The following is a 26999-nucleotide window of genomic DNA, read 5'->3' as shown; positions in this document are numbered from 1 at the left end:
GTATAATGGGGACTGGGGATAGAAGAAAGGCGCCGACAATCCGCGCGCCTCACACAGGGGGCTTGAACGATGGATCTTTCCGGACTCGATCTGGATACATGGAAAACGTTCTTCGAAGAAAACTGGCTCGTGCTGGCGGCGGGGCTTGTCGTGCTGCTGCTCGTCGTCGGCATCGTCAAGACGGTCGCCAAGTGGGCGCTGGCGGCGGTCATCGTGATCGGGCTCGTGCTGTACAGCGGCTACAACCTGCAGGATCTGCGCGATCTGGGGGACAAGGTGCGCGACCAGGCGGTGACGGCGATGGCCGGCGAGGCGGCGGAGGCCGTCTACAAGGACAACGGTGACGGCACGTTCACGGTGACCACCCGCAATCTCGAGCTGACGGGCTCGAAGGGCGAGGACAAGGTCGACGTCTCGTTCAAAGGCGCGCCGCTCGGCAGCTGGAGCATCGACGGCACGATCCGCGCCCTGATCGACGGCGCGAAGCGCGGCGGCTAGAAGGAAGCCGCTGCGGATGCGGCTAGCGCCGCCGGAAGGGAGGAGAAGTCGATGGAGGAGCCGGCATGGCTGCGCTCGCTGCTCGGGCTGGAGCCGGTCGCTCTGGCCGTGCTGCTGCTGATTGTCGTGTCGCTGCTGCAGGGCTTCCGCCGAGGAGCGGGGCGCTCCTCGCGGCGGCTGTTCTCATTCGTCTGGGACGGGGTACTGCTCGTCCTGTCGCTGCTCGGCGCGGCCAGGCTCGCGCAGCTGCTGTCCGCTCCCGCGGCCGACTGGCTGCGGAGCCGGGTGGCCGTGCCGGAGCGCGGCCTCGGCTCGTTCGAGCAGATCTGGTACACGTTCCTGACGAGCGTGCGCGATCTGCCGCTGCTGCGGCTCGGCGTGCTGTTCCTGCTCGCGTATGCGGCGCTGCGGCTGCTGCTGTCCGCGTTTACGCCGCTGGCCTGGAAGGGCTACGAGGCGCTGGCCCGTCCGCCGCGCAGCGACGACGAGGATGAGCTCGGACCGGAGCGGCATCATCGCGGCGAGCCGTACGCCGAGCATCGGCGTCGCGGGCGGGACGGCGGATACGGGCAGGATCGCTGGAGCGCTCATGACGAGCCGGATGGGACGTACGGGTACGATCCGGAGGAGCGGCATGCGGAGGAGGACGGACCGCGCCGCGGCGGTTCCTTCCGCAGTCCGCGCCCGTCGCGCCGCTCTCCGGGAGGAGGGCTGGCCAGCCGCGCGGCAGGCGCGCTGCTCGGCGGGCTGCATGGCATCGGCCGCTCGCTCGTGCTGCTGGCGGGGCTGTTCCTGTACGTCTCGCTGTTCCCGGCGGCGCCGCTGGCGGCAGGCATCGAGAGCTCGCCCGTCTACCGGCAGGCGGCGGACCGCCTGCTGCAGCCGCTTGCCGGCGATCTGCTGAAGGGCGGCGGTCCGGTCATTACCGAGGCGGTCGGCAGCGAGCTGCAGCAGGTCATGCAGCGCCGCTACGAGCTGATCGACGCCGACATTCCCGACGAGATCGCCGCGGCGGCGCTCCGGATTACGGCCGGCGCGGACGGCGACCGCGACAAGGCGCGGCGGCTCTATGACTGGCTCGGCAGCCGCATCGCCTACGATTGGGACAAGGCCGACGGCTATGTCGAGCGCGGCGTCTGGAAGGAGCAGAATCCGGAGGATACGTTCCGCACCCGCAAGGGCGTCTGCATCGACACGGCCCGGCTGTACGCCGTGATGGCGCGTTCGGTCGGACTGGAGGTCAAGGTCGTGACGGGCATGGGCGCCGACGGCCGCGGCGGCTTCGGCTCGCATGCCTGGAACGCGGTCCGGCTGACGGACGAGGACGGCGGCTGGATACCGCTCGATGCGACGTGGGCGCGGACGGGCGACTGGTTCGACTCGCCGGATTTCGAAAAGACGCATGTCGCAAAAGCATGAACGCAGCCGGTCAAGCCGGTTGCGCAGCACGGCCGCAAGGCGCGCCGTCTCCGCTCGTTCCCGATTTCGGGAGCGCGCCGGGGCGGCGTTTTTTGCGTTCGACGCGACCCGGAAATGTTAGTCCGACAAAAATATGTTGCACAAGAGAAACAAAATTGTGTAGGATGAACATATAGTCGCTCGGCCAACATGTCCTCGGGATAGGCAAGGAGCGGAAGAGGAAAAGGAAAAAGAGAGGGGAGACGCTAGCGATGCAACGAAGCATGCAGAGGCTGATCGGCAGCATGGTCCTGCTCGGAACGATGCTGGCCGTCCAGGCTTGCGGCCAAGCCGGCGAAGCGGGAGGCAAGGAGGAAGGAGGCGCAGCGGCCGCGCTGGCCGTGACCGCCACGACCGGGATGATCGCGGACGCGGCCAAGGAAGTCGGAGGAGAGCGGGTGAGCGTGACGGCGCTGATGGGACCGGGCGTCGATCCCCATCTGTACAAAGCTTCGCACGGCGACATGGTGAAGCTCGACGAAGCGGACGTCGTGCTTTACGGCGGGCTGCATCTGGAGGGCAAGATGACGGAGGTGCTGGAGAAGCTGGGCCGCTCCCGGCCCGTCGTCGCCGTCACGGACGGCATTCCCGAGGACCAGGTGCTCGAGAGCGAGCCGGGCTCGGGCTCGCCCGATCCGCATGTCTGGTTCGACGCCAGCCTGTGGAAGCATGCCGTGGAAAAGATCCGCGACACGCTGATCGAGCAGGACCCGGAGCATGAGGCGGGCTATCGCGAGCGTGCGGACGCCTACCTCTCGGAGCTCGAGGAGCTGCATGCCTACGCGCTGGAGCGGATCGGGTCCATCCCGGAGCAGCAGCGCGTGCTGGTCACCGCCCATGACGCCTTCGGATACTTCGGCCGCGCCTACGGCCTGGAGGTGACTGGGTTGCAAGGGATGAGCACCGCCTCCGAATACGGCTCCAAGGACGTCGCCGCCTTGCGCGATTTCCTCGTCGAGCGCGGCATCCCGGCCGTATTCGTGGAGTCGAGCATCCCGCGCAAGTCGATCGAATCGGTCATCGAGGGAGCAGGACGCCTCGGCCATAAGGTCGTCATCGGCGGAGAGCTGTTCTCCGACGCGATGGGCGAGGCGGGCACGCCGGAGGGAACGTATGTCGGCATGTTCCGGCACAACGTCGATACGATCGCGGACGCATTGAAAGGAGAGAGCGCATCATGAGCAGCAGCGAACGGAATGAAATCGGGCTCGAAGCCTCGCCGTCCGAGCAAGGCCAAGGAGCAGGCGCGCGGCCGGCCCGGCGGCAAGAGGGCGCGCCGCCGGTGCTGGAGGTGAGCGGCCTGAGCTCCGCCTACCGCAGCCAGGCCGTGCTGCGGGAGGTGAGCTTCGAGGCGCCGCAGGGCGAGCTGATCGCGATCGTCGGCCCGAACGGAGCCGGCAAGTCGACGCTCATCAAGACGATCCTCGGCCTGAACCCTTCGCTCGGCGGCAGCGTGCGGGCGTTCGGACGGCCGGTCGCCGAGGTGCGGGGACGCATCGGCTACGTGCCGCAGCGCGAGTCGGTCGACTGGGACTTCCCGACGCATGCGCTCGACGTCGTTATGATGGGCCGCTACGGCCGGCTCGGCTGGTTCCGGCGGCCGGGCCGCAAGGAGAAGGCGATCGCCATGGAATGCCTGAGAGGAGTCGGCATGGAGGCGTTCGCCGAGCGGCAGATCAGCCAGCTGTCCGGCGGCCAGCAGCAGCGGATCTTCCTGGCGCGGGCGCTGGCGCAGGAGGCGGACCTGTATTTCATGGATGAGCCGTTCGCCGGCGTCGACGCCGCCACGGAGAAGGCGATCGTCGAGCTGCTGCGCCGCCTCCGCTCGGAGGGCAAGACGGTCATCGTCGTGCATCACGACCTGGCGACCGTGCCGGACTACTTCGACAGCGTGCTGCTGCTCAACGTCTCGCTGCAGGCGTTCGGCCCGACGGCCGAGACGTTCACGCAGGAAAACCTGCAGCGGACGTACGGCGGGCGGATGGCGTTCGCAGCCGCTGCGGCAGCCTCGTCTCCGGCGGCATCCCCGCCCGCTTCCGAGCTCGGAGCGGCTGCGGCAGCGGGACCGCTCCGCGCGGCCGAAGCCGCCTCCGCATCGGCGAAGGGGGCAGAGGCATGAACGGCCTCTGGAATTCCTTTTCCGCGCTCGCCAGCGATCCGAACCTGCGCTGGATCGCGCTCGGCTGCATGCTGCTCGGCCTGAGCAGCGGCATGATCGGCTGCTTCGCCTACTTGCGCCGCCAGAGCCTCATGGGCGACACGATCGCGCATACGGCGCTGCCGGGCATCTGCGTCGCCTTCCTGCTGAGCGGCACGAAGTCGCTGCCGCTGTTCATGCTCGGCGCCGTCGCCGCCGGCATCGTCGGCACGCTCGCCATCCGGATCATTACGGCCCGCTCGCGGATCAAGCCGGACGCGGCGATGGGCATCGTGCTGTCTTCGTTTTTCGGCGTCGGCATCGTGCTGCTGACGATGATCCAGCATAGCGGCGACGGCAGCCAGAGCGGGCTCGACAAGTTCCTGTTCGGCCAGGCGGCCTCGATGATCGGCTCGGACGTGCAGCTCATGGCCGGCGTGAGCGTCGTGCTCGCGGCGGCATGCACGCTGCTGTTCAAGGAATTCAAGCTGCTCTCGTTCGACCCGGCGTTCGCCAAGGGAGCGGGCTTCCCGGTGTCGGTGCTGGACTTCATCCTGCAGGCGCTGTTCGTCACGGCGGTCGTGGCGGGCATCCAAGCGGTCGGCGTCGTGCTCGTCGCCGCGCTGCTCATCACCCCGGCCGTCTCCGCCCGCTTCTGGACAGAGCGGCTCGGCCGCATGCTCGCGCTCTCCGGCCTGTTCGGCATGGTGAGCGGCCTGCTCGGCGCGTGGATCAGCTCCCAGGTGAGCCAGCTGCCGACAGGTCCGGTCAGCGTGCTGGCCGCGGCGGCGCTGTTCCTCGTCTCGGTCGTGTTCGGCACGAAGCGAGGGCTGCTGACGGCCCGTCTGACGCGCCGCGAGGCCCGCCGCCGGCTGCTGCTGCATGCGGCCGAGGCAGCCTCGTCCGCGTCGGCATCATCCTCGACATCGGCAAAGGAGGCCGGCTGACATGAGCATGGACTTCTGGATTTTGCTGACCGGCTCGCTCGCCGCCGTCAGCTGCGCCATTCTCGGCTGCTTCCTCATCCTGCGCCGGATGGCGCTGATCGGCGACGCCATCAGCCACTCGGTGCTGCCCGGCATCGTCATCGCCTACATGGTCAGCGGCTCGCGCGGCTCGATCCTGATGCTCGTCGCGGCCGCGATCATGGGGCTGCTGTGCGTGTTCCTGATCCAATGGTTCAATCAGCGCGGCATCCAGAGCGACGCCTCCATCGGCGTCGTGTTCACGGCGCTGTTTGCGATCGGGGTCGTGCTCGTCAGCCTGAACGCGCGCCAGGTCGACCTCGATCTCGACTGCGTGCTGTACGGCGAGATCGCCTACGCCGCCTGGAACACGCTGCAGATCGGCGGCGTCGATCTCGGCCCGCGCTCGGTCTGGCTGCTCGGCGGCACGCTGCTGCTCGTGCTGGCCGTCATCGGCACGTTCTACAAGCAGTTCAAGCTATGCGCCTTCGACCCGATGCTCGCTGCGGCTGTCGGCATCCCGGCGGCGCTGTTCCATTACCTGCTAATGGGACTCGTCTCCGTCGCCACGGTCAGCTCGTTCGAAAGCGTCGGCGCGATTCTCGTCGTCGGCCTGCTCGTCATCCCGCCGTCTGCGGCTTATCTGCTGACGGACCGGCTCGGCGTCATGATCGGCCTGAGCGCGCTTATCGGCGTCGCCTCGACGGTGCTCGGCTATGCGCTGGCCGTGCGGCTCGACGCCTCCATCGCCGGCTGCATCGTCGTCGCCGCGGCCGCGCTGTTCGCCGCGTCGTTCCTGCTCTCGCCGAAGCACGGCCTGCTGTCCGCCAAGCTGCGGCGCTCCCGCCTGAGCCGCCGCGCGGCATGACGGAAGGCGCCGTCGCCGATCAGGCATGTGGCGGCGGATGGCGGAATCCATTTCAACCGAACGCCGGACTTCCTCGCGGAGGCTCCGGCGTTCTTTTGACGAAAGAAGGAAAAACGCGAAAAAACGCGAAAATCTTCCCTAAAAATGAGGGATAGGGGAGAACTCATGCAGCCAACCGTCAGCATCGTCATGCCCGCCTATAACCGCGCCCATGTCATTTCCCGGGCAATCGGGTCGATCCGGGAGCAGAGCTTCCAGCACTGGGAGCTGATCGTCGCGGACGACCGCAGCACGGACGGCACGAAGGGCGTCGTCGAGGAGCTGGCCCGGCTCGATCCGCGCATCCGCTATGTCCGCAGCGAGCGGGCCAAAGGACCGGGAGGAGCGAGAAACTGCGGCCTGCTGGAGGCTCGGGGGGACTATGTGGCGTTTCTGGATTCCGACGACCGCTGGCTGCCGCGCCATCTGGAGGCGAGCCTGGACACGCTCCGGCGGACGGGGGCGGAGGTCGCCTTTGCCCTTTGGCTCGAGCGGCACGGTGACATCGAGACGAATACCTTCGACGGGGAGACGGAGCAGCGGCTGCTGCGGGAGATGGGCGAGCGGTTCGACCGCGACGGGACGGCGATCGTGTTCGGAAAGGGGCTGTTCGAGCAGTTTCTGCGGATGCCCCGCAATTTCTTCCAGCTGAACACGATGGTGCTGCGGCGCGAGCTGCTGGACCAGGTCGGGCTGATCGGAGAAGAGCATCATCTGGGCGAGGACACGACCTTCCTCATGCGCTTCTTCGACCGCTTCCGCATCGCGCTGCAGCCCGAGCCGCATTCGGTCTATTACGAGTCGGACGACAGCCTCTACTTCTTCTGCGACCGCCGCCGCATCGATCCCGATGCGCTCGATGCCGAGCTGCTGAGCCGCTTCGAGGCGCTCGGCGAACGCTCCGTCGCCGTCCGCCGCCAGCTGCGGCTGCAGGTGGAGCGCTCGGACGCGATCGGCGAGTCGGCGAGAAGGCGCTGCCTGAGAGGCATCGACTACGGCATTGCCGGCAAATACTTCACGATGGCCTATCTGGCCAAGCGCGACCGGGCGAAAGCGCTGGCTTACTGCCGCCGCTCGCTCGCGGCCAAGCCGCATCTCTATGCGCTGCTGCTGGCGGCGCGCCTGCTGACGGGAAGAAGCGGCGGCAGCCGGATGCTGCGGCGCGCGCTGGATCTATGGTAAGCGGCCGCGGGAGCGGACATGCCAAAATCGAACGAGGATTCGCCAAGATCGGATGGAGAATGGCCGGGCCGTACGTCCTATAATGAAGAGGCCGGCACGTTCAAACGGTTGACCCTCTTCGCCGAGCGTTTGCCCGCCCGCTGTGATAGAATGGCAGGGGAAACCATCTGGCAGGGAGGAACTTCGCACAATGTACAAGCTGCTTGCCCTGGACATGGACGGAACGACTTTGACGGACACGCAGACGATCAGCGAGGAGAACGCGGAGTGGATCGGACGCGCCATGGAAGCCGGAATCACGGTCTGCTTCTCGACTGGCAGGGGCTTTCAGGGAGCGATTCCGTTCGCCGAGCAGCTCGGACTCGAGACGCCGCTCATCACGGTCAACGGCAGCGAGATCTGGAGCCGGCCGCATGTGCTGCACCGCCGGACGCTCATGGGAGCGCAGGAGATCCGCCGCCTGCACGAGCTGGCCGTCCGCCACGCGGAGCCTTGGTTCTGGGGCTATGCCGTCGAAGGCGTGTTCAACAAGGAGAAGTGGATCGAGCCGGCGGACGGCTTTGACCGTCTTCACTGGATGAAGTTCGGGTATCATACGGAGAATGACGCGATCCGCGAGTCGATCCGTCAGGAAATCGAGAGCTGGGGCTCGCTGGAAATCACCAACTCCTCGCCGTGGAACCTCGAGCTCAATCCGCTCGGAGTGAACAAGGCGTCGGCGCTGCGCGAGCTGTGCGGCCTGCTCGGCATCGCGATGGAGGAAGCGGTCGCCATCGGCGACAGCCTCAACGACATCGCCGCCATCCGCGAATGCGGCCTCGGCATCGCGATGGGCAACGCCCAGGACGAGGTCAAGGAAGCGGCCGACGCGGTCACGCTCGGCAACAACGAGCATGGCGTCGCCTATGCGATCCGAGAGCTCGTGCTGAAAGGGCGGGGATGACGATGGCGCTCGACATCGTCGGCTGGGTGCTCGTCATCGCCCTGTTCGCGGTCGGCATGGCGGGAGCGGTCTATCCGATCCTGCCGGGCGCGCTGGCGATTTACGCCGCCTTTTTCGTCTACGGCTTCTTCATCGGCTTCGAGCCGTTCGGCTGGGTATTCTGGACGCTGCAGACGATCATCGTCGCGGCGCTGTTCCTGGCCGATTATGCGGTCAACGCCTGGGGCGTCAAAAAATTCGGAGGCTCCCGCGCTTCCGTCATCGGCAGCACGATCGGCATCATCGCCGGACCGTTCGTCATTCCCGGCTTCGGCCTCCTGATCGGTCCGCTGGCCGGAGCGGTCATCGGCGAGCTGATCGCCGGCTCAAGCTTCGACAAGTCGCTCAAGGTCGGCTTCGGCGCGGTCGTCGGCCTGCTGTCGAGCACGCTCGTCAAGATCGCGCTGCAGCTCGCCATGATCGTGCTGTTCGTCATCTGGCTGCTGAATTAACCATCCATTCAATCATCCAATCTGAAAGTCGAAAAGGAGATCCATTCCCATGATCAAGCTTACGATCTGGAACGAATTCGTTCACGAGCAGGAACACGAAGAGGTGCGCAAGGTGTATCCGGACGGCATCCACAACACGCTGGCCAAAGGGCTGGCGGACGCCGAGCTGCAAATCCGCACCGCGACGCTGCAGGAGCCGGAGCACGGCCTCAGCAAGAGCGTGCTGGCCGACACCGACGTGCTCGTCTGGTGGGGCCATATGGCGCATGACCGCGTCGACGACGCGATCGTCGAGCGCGTGCACAAGCGCGTCATGGAGGGGATGGGCCTGATCGTGCTGCACTCCGGCCACTTCTCCAAAATCTTCAAGAAGCTGATGGGCACCGGCTGCGACCTGAAATGGCGCGAAGCCGGCGAGCGCGAGCGCATCTGGGTCGTCAACCCGGCGCATCCGATCGCTTCCGGCCTGCCGGAGCAGTTCGTGCTGGAGCAGGAAGAGATGTACGGCGAGCATTTCGACATCCCGGCGCCGGACGAGCTCGTATTCGTCAGCTGGTTCGAGGGCGGCAACGTCTTCCGCAGCGGCTGCACGTTCCATCGCGGCCAAGGCAAGATCTTCTACTTCCGTCCCGGCCATGAGACGCATCCGACGTACTATGACGCCAACGTGCTCAAGGTCATCGGAAACTCCGTCCGCTGGGCCGCTCCGTCCAACGCCGCGACCCCGGTGCGCGGACATAGCGAGCCGGCTCTCGAGCCGATCAGCGCCAAAAACTAAATCCTTATCTGCTGCGTCTAAAGCAAAAGCGCAGCAGGCATCCGAGCCGAATCCGGCCGCCTTCGCGCGGCCCGGATTCGGCTTTTTTCCATTCCGCGGCGATGCGTCCGAACGGCTGGGGCAAGCCCGCCTTTTGTGATACACTGTCAGAAGCCGGCCTGACGGCCTCTTGCACTCGTCATTCTCAGATCGACGCCAGATCTGCACAGGAAGAAGGATGGACCCTCCTATGGTCAAAAAGGACTCTCTCATTCGCGGCACGCTCATTCTGGCTGCCGCGGCTCTGATCGCCCGCGTGCTGGGCGTGTTCCAAAAGGTTCCGCTCGATTACTTGTTCACCGGCGGCGGCTCGGGCTATCTCGGCATCGCCAACAACGTCTACCTGTATCTCCTCGTCATCGCGACGGCAGGCATTCCGAGCGCCATCAGCAAGATGGTGTCGGAGCGCTATGCGATCGGCCGTCCGGACGAAGCCCAGCGCATCTACCGGGCGGGGCTGCTGTTCGGCGTCGTCACTGGCGTGACGCTCGCCGTGGCTCTGTGGGCGCTCGCTCCCTGGTATGCGGAGCATATCGCCAAATCTCCGGGCGCGGCGGCATCGGTGCGCGCCATCGCGCCTGCGCTCATCCTGTTCCCCGTCATCGCGATGATGCGCGGCTATTTCCAGGGCCGCCAGATGATGAGCGCGGGCGGCATCTCGCAGATCGTCGAGCAGATCGCGCGCGTGCTGCTCGGCGTCGCGCTCGCGGTCGCCGTCTTCAACCTCGGCTGGGGCGACACCTGGGTGTCCGCGGCGGCGACGTTCGGCAGCGTGTTCGGCAGCATCGGCGCGTTCCTCGTCATGCTGTACTACGCCCGCAAGCTGAAGCGCTCCGATCTAGAGGAGCGGCTGGCGGCAGGCGCGGAGGCCGCGGCGGCCTCCGCCGCCGAGACGGGGCGCCGCTCGGCGCCGCCGATGCGGCTGAAGGCCATCTACAAGGAAATGTTCGCGATGTCGATTCCGGTCGTCGTGACCGCGATGACGGTGCAGTTCATCTATCTCGTCGACGCGTCGTTCTTCATCCGCTGGACGGACGGCTTTTTCGCCAGCGAGGCGGCCGCGGAGCAGGTGCGGAACTACCTCATCTACAACGGCCAGTCGATCGCCGGCATCCCGCCGATTTTGGCGATCGCGCTCAGCCAGTCGATCCTGCCGGTGCTGTCGGCGGCCAACTCCGTCGGCCGGCTGGACGAGGTGCAGCGCCAGGCGTCGCTCGTCATGCGCATCGTCGTGTTCACCGGCGTGCCGGCGGCGCTGCTGCTCACCGTGGCCGCGCATAGCGTCAACGGGCTGCTGTTCGTCGACCCGGCCGCCAGCGGCATGGTCGCGGCGCTCACGGTCGGCACGATTTTCCAGATTACGATGATGACGTCCAACTCGATCCTGTTCGGACTCGGCACGCCGCGGCCGGCGATGATCAGCACGCTGATCGGCTACGCCGTCAAGATCGTCGGCAGCCTGCTGCTCGGTCCGCTGCTGGGAGGGTACGGCTTCGTGCTCGCCTCGATGCTCTGCTTCATGGTCATCACCTCGCTCAACCTGCTGGCGATCCGCCAGAAGGTGCGGCTGCAGGTGCTCGGCAAGCGCTGGACGCCTTATCTGGCGGCGGTGCTCATCACCGCGGCGGCCGGCTTCGGCACGGACATGACCGTGCGCGGCATGCTCGGCACGGCGCTGCACGCCAAGCTCGTCTTCCTCGCGGGCGCGATCGCCACGAGCCTCGTCTGCGGCTTCTTCTATCTTTTCCTGCTGATCGCGCTCGGCGTCATCCGCGAGGCCGACGCCAAAAGCTTCCCCGGCCCGCTGCGCAAGCTGCTGCTGCCGCTCGTGCGGCGGCTCGGACGGCGCGAGGGACAGGCCTCGGCAGGCTTGTGAGCCTCTCTTTCCCATTCGTTTCCTGTCATGGTAGAATAGACGGGATTTGATAGAGACGAGAGAGGATCGTGGGTCTTTTGAACCGTAAATTCCGATTAAGCTTGATCCTGCTTTGCCTGCTGGCTGTCACGGCGGCCGGCTGCCAGTCGATCGCCGGACTGGACCTCAACACGGCGATCTTGCAGTCGATGAAGGCCCAGACTCAAGAAAGCCGCAGCACGGTCGCGCTGGCCGTCGCCTTCGAGCCCGAAGCGTTCGAGGGATTGGACAAGCGCGAGCGTCAGCAGCTGGAGCTGCTGCGCGACCTGCGCCTGCGCATCGACTCCGCCAAGGTCGAGAGCGGATCCCGCAGCTCCGCGAGCGGCGCGCTGCTCGTCGGCGGCAAGGAGATCGGCTTCTCGCTGCAGCAGGACGAGACGTCCGCGATTCTGCGCATCGACGGCTTGAAGCGGCCGATCTCGCTGGCGCTCGACGAGGCGTCCTTGCTCGAGCTCGGCTCGGGCGCCTCGCTGACGGATATCGTCGGCGGCTCCGAGGCGACGCCGGAGCAGACCGGCGCGCTCGTCCGCGATCTGGTCGACCGCGCCGGCGCGTACTGGATCCACAACCTGCCGAACGCGAGCCGCTTGAATGTGCAGCCGGTCGCGCAGAGCGTCTACGGCGGCGGCTCGGCGCTGTGGCAAGTAGACGCCGGCTGGAAGGGAATGGAGCTGTTCGATTGGGCGCATGCTTATGTCAAGGCGCTGCTGTCCGACTCCGAGGGGCTCGCTGCGATGCTGGACGGCCTGTTCGAGGTGCTGCAGGACCATCCGGAGGCCGGAGCGGCCAATGAGGACGGAGAGCCGCTGTCCGACGCGGACAAGCCGGCATTCGTGGAGGAAGGCCGGGAAGCGCTCGCGGAGATGCTCCAGGAAGCATCCGACTCGATGCAGGAAGCCCGCGACGCGGGCGAGCTCGAGGAGATGTTCACCGACGGCAGCTCGCTGAACGTCAAGCTGCTGCTGGATGCCGGCCTCGACATCCGCAGCCTGGATGCGGCGCTGACCTGGGCTCCCGGAGCCGCGGCGTCCGAGGACATCCCGGTGTCGTCGGTCTCGCTGCGGATCCAGACGGAGCTGTGGAACGTGAACGGAGCCGTCGCCGCCGACAAGCCGCAAGCGGATGCCGTGAGCTGGAGTCCGGAGCGCTGGTCCGGGACAGCCGGAGCTTCCCGCTTCCTCCGGGACTTCGACCGCGGCTCCGACGCGTATAAGCTGCTCAAGCAGGAGCTGCGGCTGGGCCGCCAGTCGGCGCAATTCTACGCGTACGGCTACGACAGCTACATCTCGGTGCCGTCCGGACAGACGCTCGTGCCGCTGCGCTCGCTCGCGGACAGCATGGGCGCGTCGCTGACCTACGACAGCGGCCGCAGCAAATGGGCGCTCCAGGATGAAGCCCGCGGCCAGACGATCTGGCTCGCCAAAGGCAGCAAGACCGTTTATTCCGGCGCCGCCAAGACGCAGCTGAGCTTCCCGCCGACCGTCGTCGACGGCACGCTTTATGTCCCGGCCCGGGACATCGCCAAGCTGCTCGGAGCGACCGCGAGCATGACCAAGGCCAGCTATTCCAACATCGTCGAGATCGTCCGCGAAGTCGGATAGTCCCGCAACCGGAAAGGAAGATTCCCATGCAGAAGCTGACGACCGAAGAGCAGTACCGCCAGACCGTCTCGAATAGCGGCGTCACCGTCGCCGTATTCAAGACGACCTGGTGCCCGGACTGCCATTTCATCGATCCGTTCATGCCGGAGCTCGAGCAGAAGTACGCCGGGCGCATCGCGTTCGTCGAGATCGACCGGGACGACCTGCCGGAGCTCTGCTCCGAGCTGAATATCCTCGGCATCCCGAGCTTCGTCGCCTTCCGCGAAGGCAAGGAGCTGGTGCGCTTCGTGAACAAGCTGCGCAAGTCCCGCGAGGAGATCGAGCAGTTTCTGGATCGGGCGCTGGAAGTGGCGGACGCCCTCCCGGGCTGACCGCCGGCGGATAGGAGGAGGCCGAAGCCGCTCTAGGCTTCGGCCTTCTTTGATGTTCTCCGTCACCGGAACGGACCGGAGACGGAAGGCGGCTGCGCGGGCCGAGCCACTCCCGTGGGCAAGAAGGGGGCTTCGCAGGCCGTGCCTTTCTCGGCAGGCAGCCGGCAAGTCCAATGGACAAGAAGCCCGCTGCGCGAGCCGAGCCACTCCGGTGGACAAGAAGGCGGCTGCGCGAGCCGAGCCACTCCGGTGGACAAGAAGGCGGCTGCGCGAGCCGAGCCTTTCTCCGATTCCACTGGAAGCCGGATGCCCTGATTTTTTGACCTCCTATTCGGAGGCCATCCGTCTTCCAAGAGGACCGCTGCCGCTTCTCCGAAAGGCATCGTCTCGCTCCGCTTGCCTTGTCCCTGCCCCGCCCCTCCCTCTTTTTATTTGGGGGAGGGGGCCGTCTCCCGCATACCTGGGAGACGGCAGCGCTTCTCGCGGCCGGTACGATTCGGCGGCTGCAGATCAGCCAGCAAGCCGCATGCGGCTTGCTGCCCCGCCCCCCTCGACTCGGGCGTGTAAACCATACCGGGCGCGAACCAAGCGCTTTCGCCCCTCATCGAGCAGGCGCGCCAATATCCTGCGCTCCAAGGAAATCTCGACTCGGTCGTCTCGGATATGTGAAGGTCGAACGGTCAGAGTTGCGCGGGAAAACCGAGTAACTCGGGCGAGTGAAGGGTCAAACGGTCGGAGATACGCGGAAAAACCGAGTAACTCGGGCGAGTGAAGGGTCAAACGGTCGGAGATGCGCGGAAAAACCGAGTAACTCGGGCCAGTGGAGGGGCGAACGGTCGGGGTTACGCGGAAAAACCGAGTAACTCGGGCATTGGGAGGCCGAACGGTCGGAGATGCGCGGAAAAACCGAGTAACTCGGGTTAGTGGAGGGTCAAACGGTCAGAGTTGCGCGGAAAAACCGAGTAACTCGGGCGAGTGGAGGGAGAACGGTCGGGGTTGTGAGGTCAAATCAAGTCATTCCGGTAGGCAGGCGTATCGGTTGCAGCCTGAAAGAAGGGCTTGCGAGCCGCTGTAACCCGAATTATTCGGGTTGGAGCCTGAAAGAAGGGCTTGCGAGCCGCTGTAACCCGAATTATTCGGGTTGGAGCCTGAAAGAAGGACTTGCGAGCCGCTGTAACCCGAATTATTCGGGTTGGAACCTGAAAGAAGGGCTTGCGAGCCGCTGTAACCCGAATTATTCGGGTTGGAGCCTGAAAGAAGGACTTGCGAGCCGCTGTAACCCGAATTATTCGGGTTAGGTTTAAAAGACGAACGGTCGGAGATACGCGAAAAACCGAGTAGCTCGAGCGAGTGGAGGATCGGACGGGAGCAGGACTGCACTTTGGCGAGCGCAGAGGAGAACGGAACGCCGCGGGTGTCCGGGAGGAATTGGGAACCAGGAGCGAAGCGGACGGGGGCTCGTGGAGAAGCGGCAGCGGTTCCCTTGGAGGCCGGATTGCACCCCTGCTGGGGAATGGGATCAAAGGAATCTGGGCTCCAGGGAGATCGGAACGAGTCCCCGCTCCGCGAAGCGGTTTCGGTTTCGATCCCGCTGGTGGGTCCCGGCGCCGGTTCCGAGTCCCCGCTCCGCGAAGCGGTTTCGGTTTCGATCCCGCTGCGGGGTCCGGCGCCGGTTCCGAGTCCCCGCTCCGCGAAGCGGGGCCGTTCCGGCACCTCGTTTCGGTCCGACGTTCCGGCCTCCGCCCAATAATGGCTTGAGCTTGGTATTTGCTCCGTTTTTCCCCGTCCGCTTCCCGTCCGTTCCTCGTCCGCTCCTGGTCCGTACCTGGTCCGCATCTCGTCCGCTCCCCGTCCGTTCCTCATCCGCACCTCGTCCGCTCCTGGTCCGTTCCCCGTCCGCTCCTAGTCCGTTCCTCGTCCGCACCTCGTCCGTTCCGCCGCCGCTTATTGCCACTTGGAACGAGGACGGGAGCACCGCTTTCGGGGCAAGCTAACGAGGCGGCCGAAAGCGTCGGAAAGACACGGCCGGAGCGGCCCGGACCGCCACGGTTTCGGGGCGGGATCGTCACATTTTCAACATGGCTTTTGCATTTTTTTGCCGCTATAATGAGGGTTGTATCCATAGGAAGAAGGGGTGACAACCGACAATCATGTTCTCCCGAGCTTACCGCCTGCTTGCATGGATGTCCTGCATCGGCATGTTCCTGGTCCTGCTGGCCGGAGCGCTTGTAACCAATACCGAATCCGGCCGCGGCTGCGGAGACGACTGGCCGCTTTGCAACGGCAAGTTTATTCCCGCCTTTACGCTGGAGACCGCCATCGAATACTCCCACCGCGCCGTAACCGGCGTCGTCGGCATCATCGTGCTCGCCACGTTTGTGCTGACCATCCGGCTGTTCCGCCGCCACGGCCATCGCGAGCCGCTCTGGTACGCCGGCCTGACGCTGGCCTTTACGATCATCCAGGCGCTCATGGGCGCGGCCGCGGTCATGTGGTACCAGAGCCCGCCGGTCATGGCGCTGCATTTCGGCATTTCCTTGCTCGCGGTCGCATCGACCGTGCTGCTCGTCATCTGGGTCCGGCGCCACAGCAAGGGCTACGACGCCGCGACCGCCCCCCGGCTGCCGCGCTCGGTCTATGCGCTCGTGCTTACGGCTTGCATTTATTGTTATGTCGTCGTTTATCTCGGCGCGTTCATCCGCCATACCGACTCCGGCGGAGGCTGCCTCGGCTGGCCGCTCTGCAACGGACAAGTCGTGCCTGAGCTGACCGGCGCGACCGGCATCGTCTTCATCCACCGCGTCGCAGGCCTGCTGCTCGGCCTGCTGTTCCTGTGGCTGTACCTGCGCGTGCGCAAGCATGCCCCGGCAGGAGACCGAGCGACCCGCTCGGCCCGCCTCGTGCTGATCCTCGTCGTCTGCCAGATCTTCAGCGGCGCCTGGCTGACCGCGACGATGCACGACGAGCAGTGGTTCCTGTTCACCAACATGCTGCACAACCTGATCATCACCATTCTCTTCTCCATCCTGATCGATCTCGGCATCCAGGCTTGGAAAAGACAGGAAGGACGGACTTCATGAATTTTGCGAATCTGAGGCAATTCACGGAAGCGCTTCGCCAGGACGGCGATCTGGCGGTCATCGACGCCCCGGTCGACCCGAATCTGGAGCTTGCCGAGATCCATCGCCGCGTCATCGAGGAGGAGGGCCCCGCTCTCCTGTTCACGAATGTGAAAGGAAGCACATTCCCCGTGCTCACCAATATGTTCGGCACGGCGCGCCGCGTCGATCTGGCCTTCGGCCCGAAGCCGGAGCAGCTCATGAAGACGATCGTCGGCGCCGCCGACCGGCTGCTCCCGCCGACGCTCGGCGCGATCTGGGGCGAGCGCGGCATGATGCTCGACCTGCTCAAGGTCGGGCTCAAGGATGTGCCGAGCGGCTCGGCTCCGGTGCTGCAGCAGGTGCGCCGCGAAGCTCCGCTTCAAGGGCTGCCGTTCCTGACCAGCTGGCAGGAGGACGGCGGTCCTTTCGTCACGCTGCCGCTCGTCTATACGGAGCATCCGCTTCATCCGAAAAAGCATAACCTCGGCATGTACCGCATGCAGATCTTCGACGACCGCACGACCGGCATGCACTGGCAGATCCACAAGGGCGGCGGCTTCCACTACCATGAGGCGGAGAAGCTGAACCAGGAGCTGCCGGTGAGCGTGTTCCTCGGCGGTCCGCCGGCGCTCATCGCCGCGGCGATCGCGCCGGTGCCGGAGCATCTGCCGGAGCTGATGATCGCCTCGCTCATCCTCGGCGGCAAGCTGCCGGTGACGCAGGATCCGCTCGGACGCCACCGCATCCCGGCCGAGGCCGAATTCGCCATCCACGGCACGGTGCCGCCCCATGAGCGCCGGCCCGAAGGACCGTTCGGCGACCACTTCGGCTACTATTCGCTGCAGCATGACTTCCCGGTGTTCAACGTCAAGCATATGCATCACCGCAAGGACGCCATCTATCCGGCGACGATCGTCGGCAAGCCGCGTCAGGAAGACTACTACCTCGGCGAATACCTGCAGCGCCTGCTCAGCCCGGCGTTTCCGATGGCGATGCCCGGCGTCAAGGACCTGTGGGCTTACGCCGAGACCGGCGTGCATGCGCTCGCGGCCGCCGTCGTGCGCGAAAGCTACTCGCGCGAGGCGCTCGGCACCGGCTTCGCCATCTTCGGCCAAGGCCAGCTGTCGCTGACCAAGTTCCTCATGCTGACCGATCAGCCGATCGACCTGTCCAGGTTCGATACGCTGCTCGAGACGGTGCTGGAGCGATTCCAGCCGGAGACGGATCTGTTCGTGTTCGACAACACGTCCCACGACACGCTCGATTATACGAGCGGCAAGCTCAACCACGGCAGCAAAGGGCTGCTGATCGGCGTAGGCGAGCCGGTGCGGACGCTGCCCTATGAATATACGGAGGGCCCGATTGCGGAGATTAACGACATCGCCGTCTACTGCAAAGGCGCGCTGGTCGTATCGGGGGCGTCCTACGCCGCCGATCCGGAGCTGGCGTCCAAGCTGCTGGAGCGCGTCGCCGAACGCGGCACCGAATGGCCGCTCATCGTGCTCGTCGACGATGCGTCCACGGTCGCCTCGGCGCAGACGCCGTTCCTGTGGACGGTGTTCACCCGCTTCAATCCGGCGGACGACATCTACGCGCTGTCCGACGCGCGCCGCCATCATCTGGCCTATCGTCTGCCGATCGTCATCGACGCCCGCATGAAGCCCGGCTACCCGGACGAGCTGTTCCCGCGCGAGGATATCGTGCAGCTGGTCGACCGGCGCTGGAAGGAATATTTCCCCGGAGCTTGAATTACATCCTAGAGGAGGTCGGCCCATGCTCCGCATGCTGTTTGGAGAAGAGCCGGCAGCGCCGGCCGGCGTTGTCGCCGATGCGCTGAAGGCCATGCAGGCTTATGCCTCCGCCATGCATCTTCATGCCGTCGCGGGACGAGACCAGGACCACAAGGCGCGTACCCGCGAGGTCATGGCCTTCGGCCTGATGGCCTCGCTCGACGAGCTGGAGCAGAGCTGTTATGCCGCTTCGCGCTTCGGCGCGCTCGTGACGAGCGATTCCTGGGCCGACATGCCTCAGGAGGAGCGGCTGCATTACCGCCGTTACGTCTATTTCGACAAAAATGCCTTCATCCGCCTGTTCTCCCTGCTGGACAAGCTCGGCACGCTGCTGAACGAAGCGCTGGAGCTGAACACGCAGCAGTTCAAGGAGCGCTTCTCTTACTTCACCGTGCTGCGGCGCATGCGGGAGAAAAAGCTGCATCTTGCGCTCGGAGGGCCGCTGAGCGACCTTAAGGCCCGGCATGAGAAGCCTGTCGCGCGGCTGCGCAAGCGCCGCAACGAGGAGATCCATAACCTGAACTCCGAGCTGCAGGACGATCTGCTGCAGATGCATCTTCATTTCGGCGAGGAGATCGGCCTGGAGAGCATCTCCGACCAGCTGGAGGACATGGCGAGCGGCCTGGAGCTCGCGGCGGCGTCCCTGCAGCTGGCATTCGCCTACTTGGCGAAGCTGGCGGAGGAGAAAGCCCCGCAATCCGGCCGATAATCGGCGAGGAGGAACGATCCGTGGAGCTGAAAGGAAAAACGGCCCTGATCACCGGCAGCGCCAAAGGGCTCGGCAAGCGGGCGGCGGAGGAGCTGGCCCGCTGCGGCTGCGATATCGTGCTCAACTACCGCACGAGCGCGGACGATGCAGAAGCGCTGGCGCGGGAGCTGGAGAGCCGCTTCCGCGTGCGCAGCCGCGCGATCCGGGCCGATCTGGCCCTGCCCGGCGAGGCGGCAGAGCTGGCCCGCGAGGCGCTGCGGCTGACCGGCCGGGTGGACATCCTCGTCAACAATGCCGGACCGTTCATCCGCGAGCGCCGGGTGTTCGGCGATTACGAGGAAGAGGAGATCATCGCGCTGCTGCACGGCAACCTGCTCGGCGCGATGCTGCTGGACCGCCATCTGCTGCCCGCGATGCGCGAGCGGCGGTGGGGACGCATCATCCACTTCGGCTTCGGCCATGCGATGGAAGGCCGCGCCTGGCCTCATCGGGCCGTTTATGCCGCGGCCAAGACCGGGCTCGTGTCGTTCACCAAGACGCTCGCCGTCGAGGAGGGCTCCCATGGCGTCACCGTCAACATGGTCTGTCCGGGCGACATCCGCGGCGACTACAAGGAAAAGTCGATCGCCGACGTGCAGGGCATCGCGGACGACGACTCTCCGCTGGGCCGTCCCGGCACGGGCGAGGACGTCGCCCGCGTCATCGCCTTCCTGTGCCTGCCGCAGTCGGACTTCCTGACGGGCAACATCATCGACGTGACGGGCGGCTTCGACCCGATCCGCACGAGCATCAAGCCGGCCTCGCCCGGCTGAACAAAAAAACGGCTGGCATCCCGGGAGGGGAGCCAGCCGCTTGTTATTTCGAAACCTTCTTAGAAGACCTGGACAACCTCTTGCACGCCTTCGACTTCTTCCAGCAGGGCGCGCTCGATGCCGGCCTTCAGCGTGATCGTGGAGCTCGGGCAGCTGCCGCAGGCGCCGACGAGACGGAGCTTGACGATGCCGTCCTCCACGTCCACGAGCTCCACGTCGCCGCCGTCGCGCTGAAGGAACGGACGAAGCTTGTCAAGAACATCCAGAACCTCGTCGTACATCGTGCTTTGTGCGTTTTCGCTCATTGCATTCAACTCCTTTCTTCCCTATTATAATACAAAGCAAGACGATTGAAAACGGAGGTACGCCATGCTGAAGCCCGTCGTTGAATTCTGCTCGAGCAACATGCATCATGGCACCGACCGGCTGATGCGCGCTCTAGAACAGGATGACCGATATGAAGTCATCGAATACGGCTGCCTCGGCAATTGCGGCGAATGCTATCTGTCGCCGTTCGCGATGGTCGACGGCGAGATCGTCGCGGCCGATACGGTCGAGGAACTGGAAACGGCCCTGCAGGAGAACGTTCTCCGCAAGGCCGCCGAGCGCGAGGCGCTGGACAAGCTGATCGACGACCTGTAGGCGCGATCGGCTTGTTTTCCGTCTCATCCGAAATGGTTTTTGGAACGCCAGAGCACGCCGGTTTTGAGCACTCGCGGCACGCGGCCCATGATGGCCGTATTGCCCATGAGGCCGAAGCCGGCTTTTTTGCCGAGCGAGCCGAGCGTGCCCTTGAGCTTGATCTTGCCGACCTTCGGCGTGCGGCCTTTCCAGATCGCCTGCATGACGTCCGCGACCTGCTTGCCCATCGCGCCGGCAAGCTGTCCGCTCGGAGAGAACGGCACGGACGCGCAGTCGCCGATGACGAATACTTCCGGATAGTCCGGCAGCTGATGAAGCTCGTTGAGCACGAGGCGGCCCTGATGGTCCTTGGCCACGTTCAGCTCGCGCACGACCTCGACCGGCTGGATGCCCGCGGTCCAGACGGTGGCGTCGGTGTAGATCGGCTCCGGCGAGTTGCCGTCATGCAGGACGCCGTCCTCGAGCAGCTTGAGCGACACATGGCCGCGCATCTCCACATGATGCTCGAGGAACCACGCCGAGACGTACGTCTTGAGCTTCGGAGGGAAGGCCGAAAGGATGCTCGGTCCGCGGTCGATGATGCGGATGTTGAGATCCTTGCGCGCCTCGCGCAGCTCCGCGGCGATCTCGACGCCGCTCAGGCCGCCGCCGATGATCGATACTTGGCCGTACGGCTTGACGTCGCCGAGCACCTGGTAGGTGCGGCGCGTGTTCGCGAACGTCTGGATGCTGCAGGAGTTCTTTTCGGCTCCGGGGATGCCGTGATAGTTGTCCGTGCAGCCGAGGCCGATCGTCAGCCAGTCGTACGATACCGGGTCCTGCCCTTCGAGCAGGACGCGCTTGCCGTCGAGGTCGATGCCCGTCACCTCGCCGTAGGTGATGAGCAGGCGCGAGTCGCTCGGGAAAGAAACCCGGAGATCGATCTCCGGAGACGTTCCCGCGGCCAGCGCGTAGTATTCCGTCTTGAGTCCTTGGAAAGGCATGCGGTCGATCAGCACGATGATCGTATCCGAAGGGATGTCCCCGTCCAGCAGCTCCTGGGCCAGAGCCATGCCTCCGTATCCGCCGCCCAAAATGACAAATCGCTTCATTCGTATCCCAACCCTTGTTCGCTTTTCACGGTGCCGCGATGAAGATGGATGAACCTAATATGCTCGCTGCCGAGCGGAATTACTCGAATACCTTGATCTCGTTGTAAAAGGTGTCGCGCTCGACGGGAACGCGGCCCGCTCCTTTTATTAACCAGATCAGGTCCTCGCGCGACAGTCCTTCCGGCGTGAGCGCTCCTGCGGCATGGCTGATGCGCTCGCGCACGAGCGTGCCATGCACGTCGGAAGCGCCCATCGTCAGCGACACCTGCGTCAGCTGCGGGCCGATATTGATGAAGTACGCCTTGATGTGGTCGAAGTTGTCGAGCATGAGGCGGCTGATCGCGATCGTCTTGAGATCCTCGTAGGCCGAGTTGCGGCGGCGGATGCCGGCGCGCGGGCTATGCGGCTGCATGGACAGCGGGATGAACACGAGGAAGCCGTTCGTCTCGTCCTGCAGCTCGCGGATCGACATCATGTGCTGGATGCGCTGCTCATGCGTCTCGACGGCGCCGTACAGCATCGTCGTATGCGTCTTGATGCCGAGGTCGTGCGCCGTGCGGTGCACGTCGAGGTACTGGCTGACGTCGGCTTTCTCGACGCGCATCTTTTTGCGGTACTGGTCGGAGAGGATCTCCGCGCCGCCGCCGGTGAGCGATTCGAGCCCGGCCTTTTGCAGCTCCTGCAGCACCTCGCGGTAGCTGAGCCCGCTGATGCGGGAGAAGAAGTCGATCTCGGCCGCCGTATACGTCTTGAGCGTCACATGCGGGTACTGCTTCTTGAGGGCGCTCAGCGAGTCGACGTAGTATTGGAAAGGCACATGCGGGTTATGGCCGCCGACGATATGGAACTCGCGCACCGTCGGGGTGATGTGCTTGTCGACGTAGTCGATCATCTCCTGCGGAGAGAGCGTATAGGCGCCCTCGTCGCCTTCGTCCTTGCGGAAGCTGCAGAACGCGCAGTGCGCTTCGCAGACATTGGTGAAGTAGAGCGTCATCGTATCGATGAAATAGACCTTGTTGCCGTTTTTGCGCAGGTTGGCCTCGTTGGCCATCTGGCCGATGCTCAGCAGGTCGTCGGACTTGTACAGGAACACGCCGTCCTCGAGGCTGAGCCGCTCTCCCGCGCTGACCTTCTCGCGGATGCCTTGCATGACGGAGGCTTCCGTCGGAGTGATGATGTTCATGGATATGGACCTCCTTGTCCGTGCATCCTGCCTGGCCATGCCTGGCGGGCAGAAGAATCGGGAATGGTCGGCAGGGCGGTTGCCTTTCGCGGCTGTCCTGCCTTGGAGAACTTTGTGAAAAAAGGAACTTTCCCGTGCGTCTACTGCAAACAAACCGTCTTCATTATAAACCTATGGTGGTGAAGCTTCAATATAAAAACGGCAAATGAAAAGGGAAGATGAAGGGGAAACGGATGGAAGGATGTCCGCGCTGAGAGGACGCGGCAGCGAAGCAAAGCAGCGAAGAGAGCCGGCTTGCAAGCCTCACTCCGCCGGCGCGGCGCCGCTTCGCTTGCGGAATTCGCCGGGCGGCATTCCTTTGGCGGCGCGGAACATGCGGGTGAAATAATGGACCGAGGCGAAGCCGGTCCGCTCGGCGATCGCCTTGATCGGCAGCTCGTCGAGCGTCAGCAGCCGGGACGCCTCGCGGATGCGCTCTTGGCGGACATAGCCGGAGAAGCTTTCGTGGATGCCTCCGGAAAACAGGCGCGACAGCTGGCGCTCGGACAGATGCAGCGCGGAGGCGACCTCGGAGAGCGAGAGCGGACGGGCAAGGTTGTCGCGGATGTACCGCTTCGCCCGGCGCAGCAGCCGGCTCGGCCTTGGAGAAGCGGGAGCGGTCCCGGCAGGCTCTGCGCCGAACAGCGTCCGCAACGAAGCCAGCAGGGCGAAGGCGGCGGCGGGGAGAGCGCCGTCAGGCAGCGGGAAGCGCCCGTCCTCGCGGGTCAGCAGCGATTCCCACAGCAGAGCCGACGGCGTGCCGGAGGCATCGGTCCGAACCGGCTGAGCGGAGCGTTCCAGCTCCCGCCAAGCGGCGGCGGCCTCGGGCTCCGAGCCGGACTCGTCCAGCTCGAACGCGACGAAGACGATCGCAAGGCCGTCCTCGGTCGTGATCTGATGCTCGACGCCCGGACGGGAGAGGAAAAGGACGCCGCTTTGCAGCTCGTAGAGCGCCTCGGCATCCCGGTACGTTCCGGTGCCCCTCAGCACATAACAGGCCTCGAAGAAGGAATGCTTGTGCGCCGGATTGCTCGGCAGCCGTCCGTCGGCCCCCCAATAGTGGATGAAAAACCGCTCGGCGCCCGTCTCCGCTGCGGAGATCCGGCTGTTCAGCCGCTCGGCGCTTTCCCGGAATCGGTACATCGATTTCCGCCTCCCTTGGCTTCAAAGTGCAAAACGAAGGCTTCGGCTTCCAAAGACGCCGCCTCCTCCTTTGAGTACGATTATAAGCAAGAACGGCGCAAAATCAATCGGGTGTCCATCGAGGAGGAAACGTCATGATCAGCGAGCGCGAGGTCGATTTTTACAAAAAGAACGGGTATCTGCTCGTCAAGGGAGTGTTTTCGGACGAGGAGGTGGAGGAGATGAGAGGCGGCGTGGAGCGCATCATCCGCCGCGCCGCCGAAGCCAAGCGGGACGACAACGCCGCTTGGCAGGGCGAGTTCCTGCCGCCGGCAGAGCTGAAGAAGCTCGTGCTCAAAGGCTTCCACGACGTCCATTACCATGAAGCCTGCTTCATGCGGGCGGTCGTGCATCCGAACATGGCGGCGATCCTCTCGCGCCTGATCGGGCCGAACGTGCATCTCCACCATACGAAAATGCTCGTGAAGCCTCCCGAAAACGGAGCGGCGTTTCCGATGCACCAGGACTATCCGTACTTCCCCCATGCCCAGCATACGATGCTGGCGGCAAGCGTGCATCTGGACCGCGCAGACGAGCAGAACGGCTGCCTGAGGGTCGTTCCGGGCTCGCATGCGGAAGGCAGCCTGCCGCATGTCGGCTCGTACTATTTGAACCACAAGCAGTATCCGATCTCGGACGGCATTCCTTGTCCCGCGGATGCGGGCGACGTGCTGTTCTTCAACTACCTGACGATCCACGGCTCGGACGCCAACCGCAGCGAGCGCACGCGCCGCAACGTGCTGTTCCAGTACAAGGACCCGGCCGACGAGCCGACGGAGAACGTGCACGTCGATTGGGGCGCGGGCCTGATGGTATGCGGCGGTAACCCTCGGTTCGACAAGGTGAAGCCGGAGTTCCGGGTGACGGGAGTCTAGGCTCGTTCGGTCGGAGCTAGGTTTGGCGGAAACTTGCATCCTTGACGAGAGCTGTGGAAGCTGGCGTTCGGAGCGCTGTGCGCTTCTCCCTTGAGCGTCCCGGGCAAGAGGAGTATACTTGGGAGACGAAGGGCAAGACTACGCAACGCTTCGAACAGGAGGATGATGAGGATGATCGAGATCAGCGAAACAGCCTCGGATAAAATAAAGGAAATGCTCGCGGCCGAGGAAGGGCAGGAGCTGTTCCTGCGCGTCGGCGTCAAGGAGGGCGGCTGCAGCGGCTTCTCCTACGGCATGGGCTTCGACGACGAGCAGAAGGAAGACGACCAGCAGCTCGACGTGAACGGCGTCAAGGTCGTCGTCGACAGCGACAGCGCCAAGTATTTGCGCGGCCTGGAGATCGACTGGAAGGAAGGCGCCATGGGCGGCGGCTTCACCATCCATAATCCGAATGCTACGGTCACCTGCGGCTGCGGCTCGAGCTTCCGCACGGCGAGCGACGCCGGCAAGCCGAAGCCGGACGAGTGCTGAGCGCATGACGATAGCAAGAGCCTGAGGGATCATTCTCTCAGGCTCTTTTTTTGCAGGACTTACATGCAAGGATGCAAAAAAAGCCTTCCTGGAATGGGATATTTATCCTCATCGTATACGCCATGTCCAGGCTCGTCAATGCTCAGCCGGAAACCGCCTTCAGCCCGGTCACGCCGACGATGATCAGCGCCAGGCTGAACAGCCGCAGCGGGCTGCGGGATTCGCCGAAAAACAGCATGTTGACGATAACGGCCAGCGACGTGCCGAGCCCTACCCATACCGTATAGGCGACGCTCAGCTGCAGATGCTGGAACGAGGCGTACAGCAAGGCGAACGAAGCGGCGAAGCCGCAAATGAACCAGAGGCCGTTTTGCAGCGTCTTGCGCTCGGTGAAGCGGTTCAGGCCGACGACGCCTGCCAGCTCGCAGAACGCCGCGGAAAATACGAATACCCAGCCCATGATGATCTCTCCTTGGATGCGAAAATTGGTTTCGATGTCCGCGCGCGGACTAATCGTCAGCGCGAAGAATCGTCTTTGCCGTCGGCAAGCTTGAGCAGGATGACTCCGCTCAGCAGCAGCGCCATGAAGCCGAGCTTAGCGAAGCTGAGCGAGCCGCCGAACAGCAGCAGGTCCATGAGCGCGGCTCCGGCGGTGCCGGCGGCGGCGAAGATGGCGTAGACGGTGCCGGTAGGCAGCAGCTCGCAGGCGCGGAACAGAAAATAAAAGTCGACGGCGATGACCGCGGCGACCAGAACGAAGTGGAGCGGCGCAGTCGCGGCATGAAAGCCGTATACCCATACCAGCTCCATGATGCAGGTGAGCGTGACGAACAGCCAGCCTTTGTTCATGCGGGGCTTGGCTTTGGTCATGACTTGAGAGGACATCTGGAAAAGCTCCTTTCGGGGATAGGAATGAGTTGAACTTAGTGTGGCCTCGATGGACAGGGTTACTCCGGTCCGCAATCGCTTCTGTGCAAGGAAGCAAGCGGCAGGCAAGCACCGGCAATTATGAATGACTGTCAGTCATTTCGGGGCGAAAAGACCGCCGCGTTCAGGCGATCGGCTCCGATCCGAGCGCTGCGGCGAGGAATTGCTTCAGCTCCGCCTTGTGCCCGGCTACCGCGTCGGCCTCGGCGGACGCATAGAGGAAGTTCTGCTCGGCGGCCGTTTCGATCAGCCCGAGCACGAGGCGAGCCGAGAAGTCGGGGCGAGCGGTCGGACGAATTTCGCCGCGCTCGCGGAATTGCTCCAGACGCTCGCGGATCCAGCCGTAGATCGGATCGTAGATCGCTTCCCACTCGCGCACATGCTCGGTCTGGGTGATGCCGGAGTAGATCAGCGCCGTCAGATCGCGATGCGTCTCGGTCACCTCGAAGATCGCCTCGACCATGCTGTCCAGCTGGTCGCGAGCCGAGCCGTCCGGGCGGATCTCCTGCAGCCGCTCCAGAATCCGTCCGACCATGATCTCCGCGATCGCGGGCATGAGCGCGAGCTTGGAGGGGAAATAGAGGTAGAACGTGCCCTGCGCGATGCCGGCCCGCTTGACGATATCGGAAATTTTGGCCTTCTCGATGCCGAGCTCCTGAAAGACGTCGAGCGCCGCCTCGATGATCCTCTCCCGCTTGTCCAAGCGATCCTCTCCTTCCGCGAATGAGATGAATGACTGTCAGTCACTATTAAGATTCATTCTAGCACGCGCGGCTCGATAAAGGCAACCCGGGCAGCGGCGCGAGCGACCGACAAAACGCCTCGGGCAAAG

The 26999-nt window shown here is 64.6% G+C and carries 27 protein-coding genes; 20 read left to right on the top strand and 7 right to left on the bottom strand.

Going from position 1 to position 26999, the window contains the following annotated elements:
- Window positions 1–69: 69 nt before the first annotated feature.
- From B8V81_RS07350 to B8V81_RS07270, 17 genes are all read left to right on the top strand, one after another.
- A complete protein-coding gene (locus tag B8V81_RS07350; protein ID WP_028600510.1) occupies window positions 70–498 on the top strand; it encodes a hypothetical protein in 429 nt (142 codons plus the stop codon).
- Between the two features lie 51 nt (window positions 499–549).
- Window positions 550–1917, top strand: a complete 1368-nt coding sequence (locus B8V81_RS07345; RefSeq protein ID WP_101808050.1) for a transglutaminase domain-containing protein — start codon at window positions 550–552, stop codon at window positions 1915–1917.
- Window positions 1918–2168: 251 nt separating this feature from the next.
- Window positions 2169–3137, top strand: coding sequence for a metal ABC transporter solute-binding protein, Zn/Mn family (locus B8V81_RS07340; protein ID WP_052333610.1), 969 nt, complete (start codon window positions 2169–2171; stop codon window positions 3135–3137).
- Entirely contained in the window at window positions 3134–4075 is a 942-nt protein-coding gene (locus tag B8V81_RS07335; RefSeq protein WP_101808049.1) for a metal ABC transporter ATP-binding protein, read from the top strand. Before B8V81_RS07340 ends, B8V81_RS07335 begins: the two co-directional genes overlap by 4 nt.
- The gene (locus B8V81_RS07330; RefSeq protein WP_028600513.1) at window positions 4072–5040 is read left to right on the top strand and encodes a metal ABC transporter permease; all 969 of its coding nucleotides are present in this window, start codon (window positions 4072–4074) and stop codon (window positions 5038–5040) included. Before B8V81_RS07335 ends, B8V81_RS07330 begins: the two co-directional genes overlap by 4 nt.
- A gap of 1 nt (window position 5041) precedes the next feature.
- On the top strand, window positions 5042–5926 hold the full coding sequence (locus B8V81_RS07325; RefSeq protein ID WP_028600514.1) for a metal ABC transporter permease: 885 nt from the start codon (window positions 5042–5044) through the stop codon (window positions 5924–5926).
- Window positions 5927–6091: 165 nt separating this feature from the next.
- Window positions 6092–7147, top strand: coding sequence for a glycosyltransferase family 2 protein (locus B8V81_RS07320; protein WP_028600515.1), 1056 nt, complete (start codon window positions 6092–6094; stop codon window positions 7145–7147).
- Between the two features lie 190 nt (window positions 7148–7337).
- On the top strand, window positions 7338–8090 hold the full coding sequence (locus B8V81_RS07315; protein WP_028600516.1) for a Cof-type HAD-IIB family hydrolase: 753 nt from the start codon (window positions 7338–7340) through the stop codon (window positions 8088–8090).
- Window positions 8091–8092: 2 nt separating this feature from the next.
- Window positions 8093–8581 (top strand): DUF456 domain-containing protein, encoded by a 489-nt coding sequence (locus B8V81_RS07310; protein ID WP_028600517.1) that lies wholly within the window; start codon window positions 8093–8095, stop codon window positions 8579–8581.
- A 49-nt stretch (window positions 8582–8630) separates the two neighbouring features.
- Window positions 8631–9359 carry a ThuA domain-containing protein gene (locus B8V81_RS07305; protein WP_101808048.1) on the top strand — a complete coding sequence of 243 codons (729 nt, stop codon included), beginning with the start codon at window positions 8631–8633 and terminating at the stop codon, window positions 9357–9359.
- Window positions 9360–9588: 229 nt separating this feature from the next.
- Window positions 9589–11274: a putative polysaccharide biosynthesis protein gene (locus B8V81_RS07300; protein WP_043111935.1), complete on the top strand. Its 1686-nt coding sequence runs from the start codon at window positions 9589–9591 to the stop codon at window positions 11272–11274.
- 77 nt (window positions 11275–11351) lie between these two features.
- A complete protein-coding gene (locus B8V81_RS07295) occupies window positions 11352–12914 on the top strand; it encodes a copper amine oxidase N-terminal domain-containing protein (protein ID WP_146000461.1) in 1563 nt (520 codons plus the stop codon).
- A gap of 26 nt (window positions 12915–12940) precedes the next feature.
- Entirely contained in the window at window positions 12941–13285 is a 345-nt protein-coding gene (locus tag B8V81_RS07290) for a thioredoxin family protein (RefSeq protein ID WP_028600519.1), read from the top strand.
- 2150 nt (window positions 13286–15435) lie between these two features.
- Window positions 15436–16365, top strand: a complete 930-nt coding sequence (locus B8V81_RS07285; protein WP_028600520.1) for a COX15/CtaA family protein — start codon at window positions 15436–15438, stop codon at window positions 16363–16365.
- On the top strand, window positions 16362–18134 hold the full coding sequence (locus B8V81_RS07280) for a UbiD family decarboxylase (RefSeq protein ID WP_101808046.1): 1773 nt from the start codon (window positions 16362–16364) through the stop codon (window positions 18132–18134). Before B8V81_RS07285 ends, B8V81_RS07280 begins: the two co-directional genes overlap by 4 nt.
- Window positions 18135–18159: 25 nt before the next feature.
- Entirely contained in the window at window positions 18160–18885 is a 726-nt protein-coding gene (locus B8V81_RS07275; protein WP_028600522.1) for a Cthe_2314 family HEPN domain-containing protein, read from the top strand.
- A 26-nt stretch (window positions 18886–18911) separates the two neighbouring features.
- Window positions 18912–19697, top strand: a complete 786-nt coding sequence (locus B8V81_RS07270) for an SDR family oxidoreductase (protein ID WP_028600523.1) — start codon at window positions 18912–18914, stop codon at window positions 19695–19697.
- A 59-nt stretch (window positions 19698–19756) separates the two neighbouring features.
- On the opposite strand, the gene B8V81_RS07265 is transcribed toward B8V81_RS07270, so the two are convergent.
- On the bottom strand, window positions 19757–20002 hold the full coding sequence (locus B8V81_RS07265) for a NifU family protein (RefSeq protein ID WP_028600524.1): 246 nt from the start codon (window positions 20000–20002) through the stop codon (window positions 19757–19759).
- Between the two features lie 67 nt (window positions 20003–20069).
- On the opposite strand from B8V81_RS07265, the gene B8V81_RS07260 reads away from it, so the two are divergent.
- A complete protein-coding gene (locus B8V81_RS07260) occupies window positions 20070–20339 on the top strand; it encodes a YuzB family protein (RefSeq protein ID WP_028600525.1) in 270 nt (89 codons plus the stop codon).
- Window positions 20340–20362: 23 nt separating this feature from the next.
- Here B8V81_RS07260 and B8V81_RS07255 read toward each other — a convergent pair whose 3' ends face one another.
- The 3 genes from B8V81_RS07255 to B8V81_RS07245 all read right to left on the bottom strand — a co-directional run bounded on the left by B8V81_RS07255 (window position 20363) and on the right by B8V81_RS07245 (window position 23795).
- Window positions 20363–21430, bottom strand: coding sequence for an NAD(P)/FAD-dependent oxidoreductase (locus B8V81_RS07255; RefSeq protein ID WP_028600526.1), 1068 nt, complete (start codon window positions 21428–21430; stop codon window positions 20363–20365).
- A gap of 79 nt (window positions 21431–21509) precedes the next feature.
- Complete coding sequence (gene mqnE / locus B8V81_RS07250; RefSeq protein ID WP_028600527.1) at window positions 21510–22613, bottom strand: aminofutalosine synthase MqnE; 1104 nt, start codon at window positions 22611–22613, stop codon at window positions 21510–21512.
- A gap of 303 nt (window positions 22614–22916) precedes the next feature.
- Window positions 22917–23795 carry an AraC family transcriptional regulator gene (locus B8V81_RS07245; protein ID WP_028600528.1) on the bottom strand — a complete coding sequence of 293 codons (879 nt, stop codon included), beginning with the start codon at window positions 23793–23795 and terminating at the stop codon, window positions 22917–22919.
- Window positions 23796–23929: 134 nt separating this feature from the next.
- Between B8V81_RS07245 and B8V81_RS07240 the strand changes: the two genes are divergently transcribed.
- Together B8V81_RS07240 and erpA are read left to right on the top strand one after the other, a co-directional pair.
- Window positions 23930–24709: a phytanoyl-CoA dioxygenase family protein gene (locus B8V81_RS07240; protein WP_028600529.1), complete on the top strand. Its 780-nt coding sequence runs from the start codon at window positions 23930–23932 to the stop codon at window positions 24707–24709.
- Window positions 24710–24880: 171 nt separating this feature from the next.
- Window positions 24881–25240, top strand: a complete 360-nt coding sequence (erpA, locus tag B8V81_RS07235) for an iron-sulfur cluster insertion protein ErpA (RefSeq protein WP_028600530.1) — start codon at window positions 24881–24883, stop codon at window positions 25238–25240.
- Between the two features lie 142 nt (window positions 25241–25382).
- On the opposite strand, the gene B8V81_RS07230 is transcribed toward erpA, so the two are convergent.
- From B8V81_RS07230 to B8V81_RS07220, 3 genes are all read right to left on the bottom strand, one after another.
- Window positions 25383–25700, bottom strand: coding sequence for a DMT family transporter (locus tag B8V81_RS07230; RefSeq protein WP_028600531.1), 318 nt, complete (start codon window positions 25698–25700; stop codon window positions 25383–25385).
- A gap of 56 nt (window positions 25701–25756) precedes the next feature.
- Window positions 25757–26089: a DMT family transporter gene (locus B8V81_RS07225; RefSeq protein ID WP_028600532.1), complete on the bottom strand. Its 333-nt coding sequence runs from the start codon at window positions 26087–26089 to the stop codon at window positions 25757–25759.
- A 202-nt stretch (window positions 26090–26291) separates the two neighbouring features.
- Window positions 26292–26870 (bottom strand): TetR/AcrR family transcriptional regulator, encoded by a 579-nt coding sequence (locus tag B8V81_RS07220; RefSeq protein ID WP_028600533.1) that lies wholly within the window; start codon window positions 26868–26870, stop codon window positions 26292–26294.
- Window positions 26871–26999 lie beyond the last annotated feature (129 nt).

This window comes from Paenibacillus pasadenensis (assembly GCF_002864175.1).
Classification (GTDB): domain Bacteria; phylum Bacillota; class Bacilli; order Paenibacillales; family Paenibacillaceae; genus Paenibacillus_O; species Paenibacillus_O pasadenensis.
This window is presented reverse-complemented; position numbering and strand designations above follow the sequence as displayed.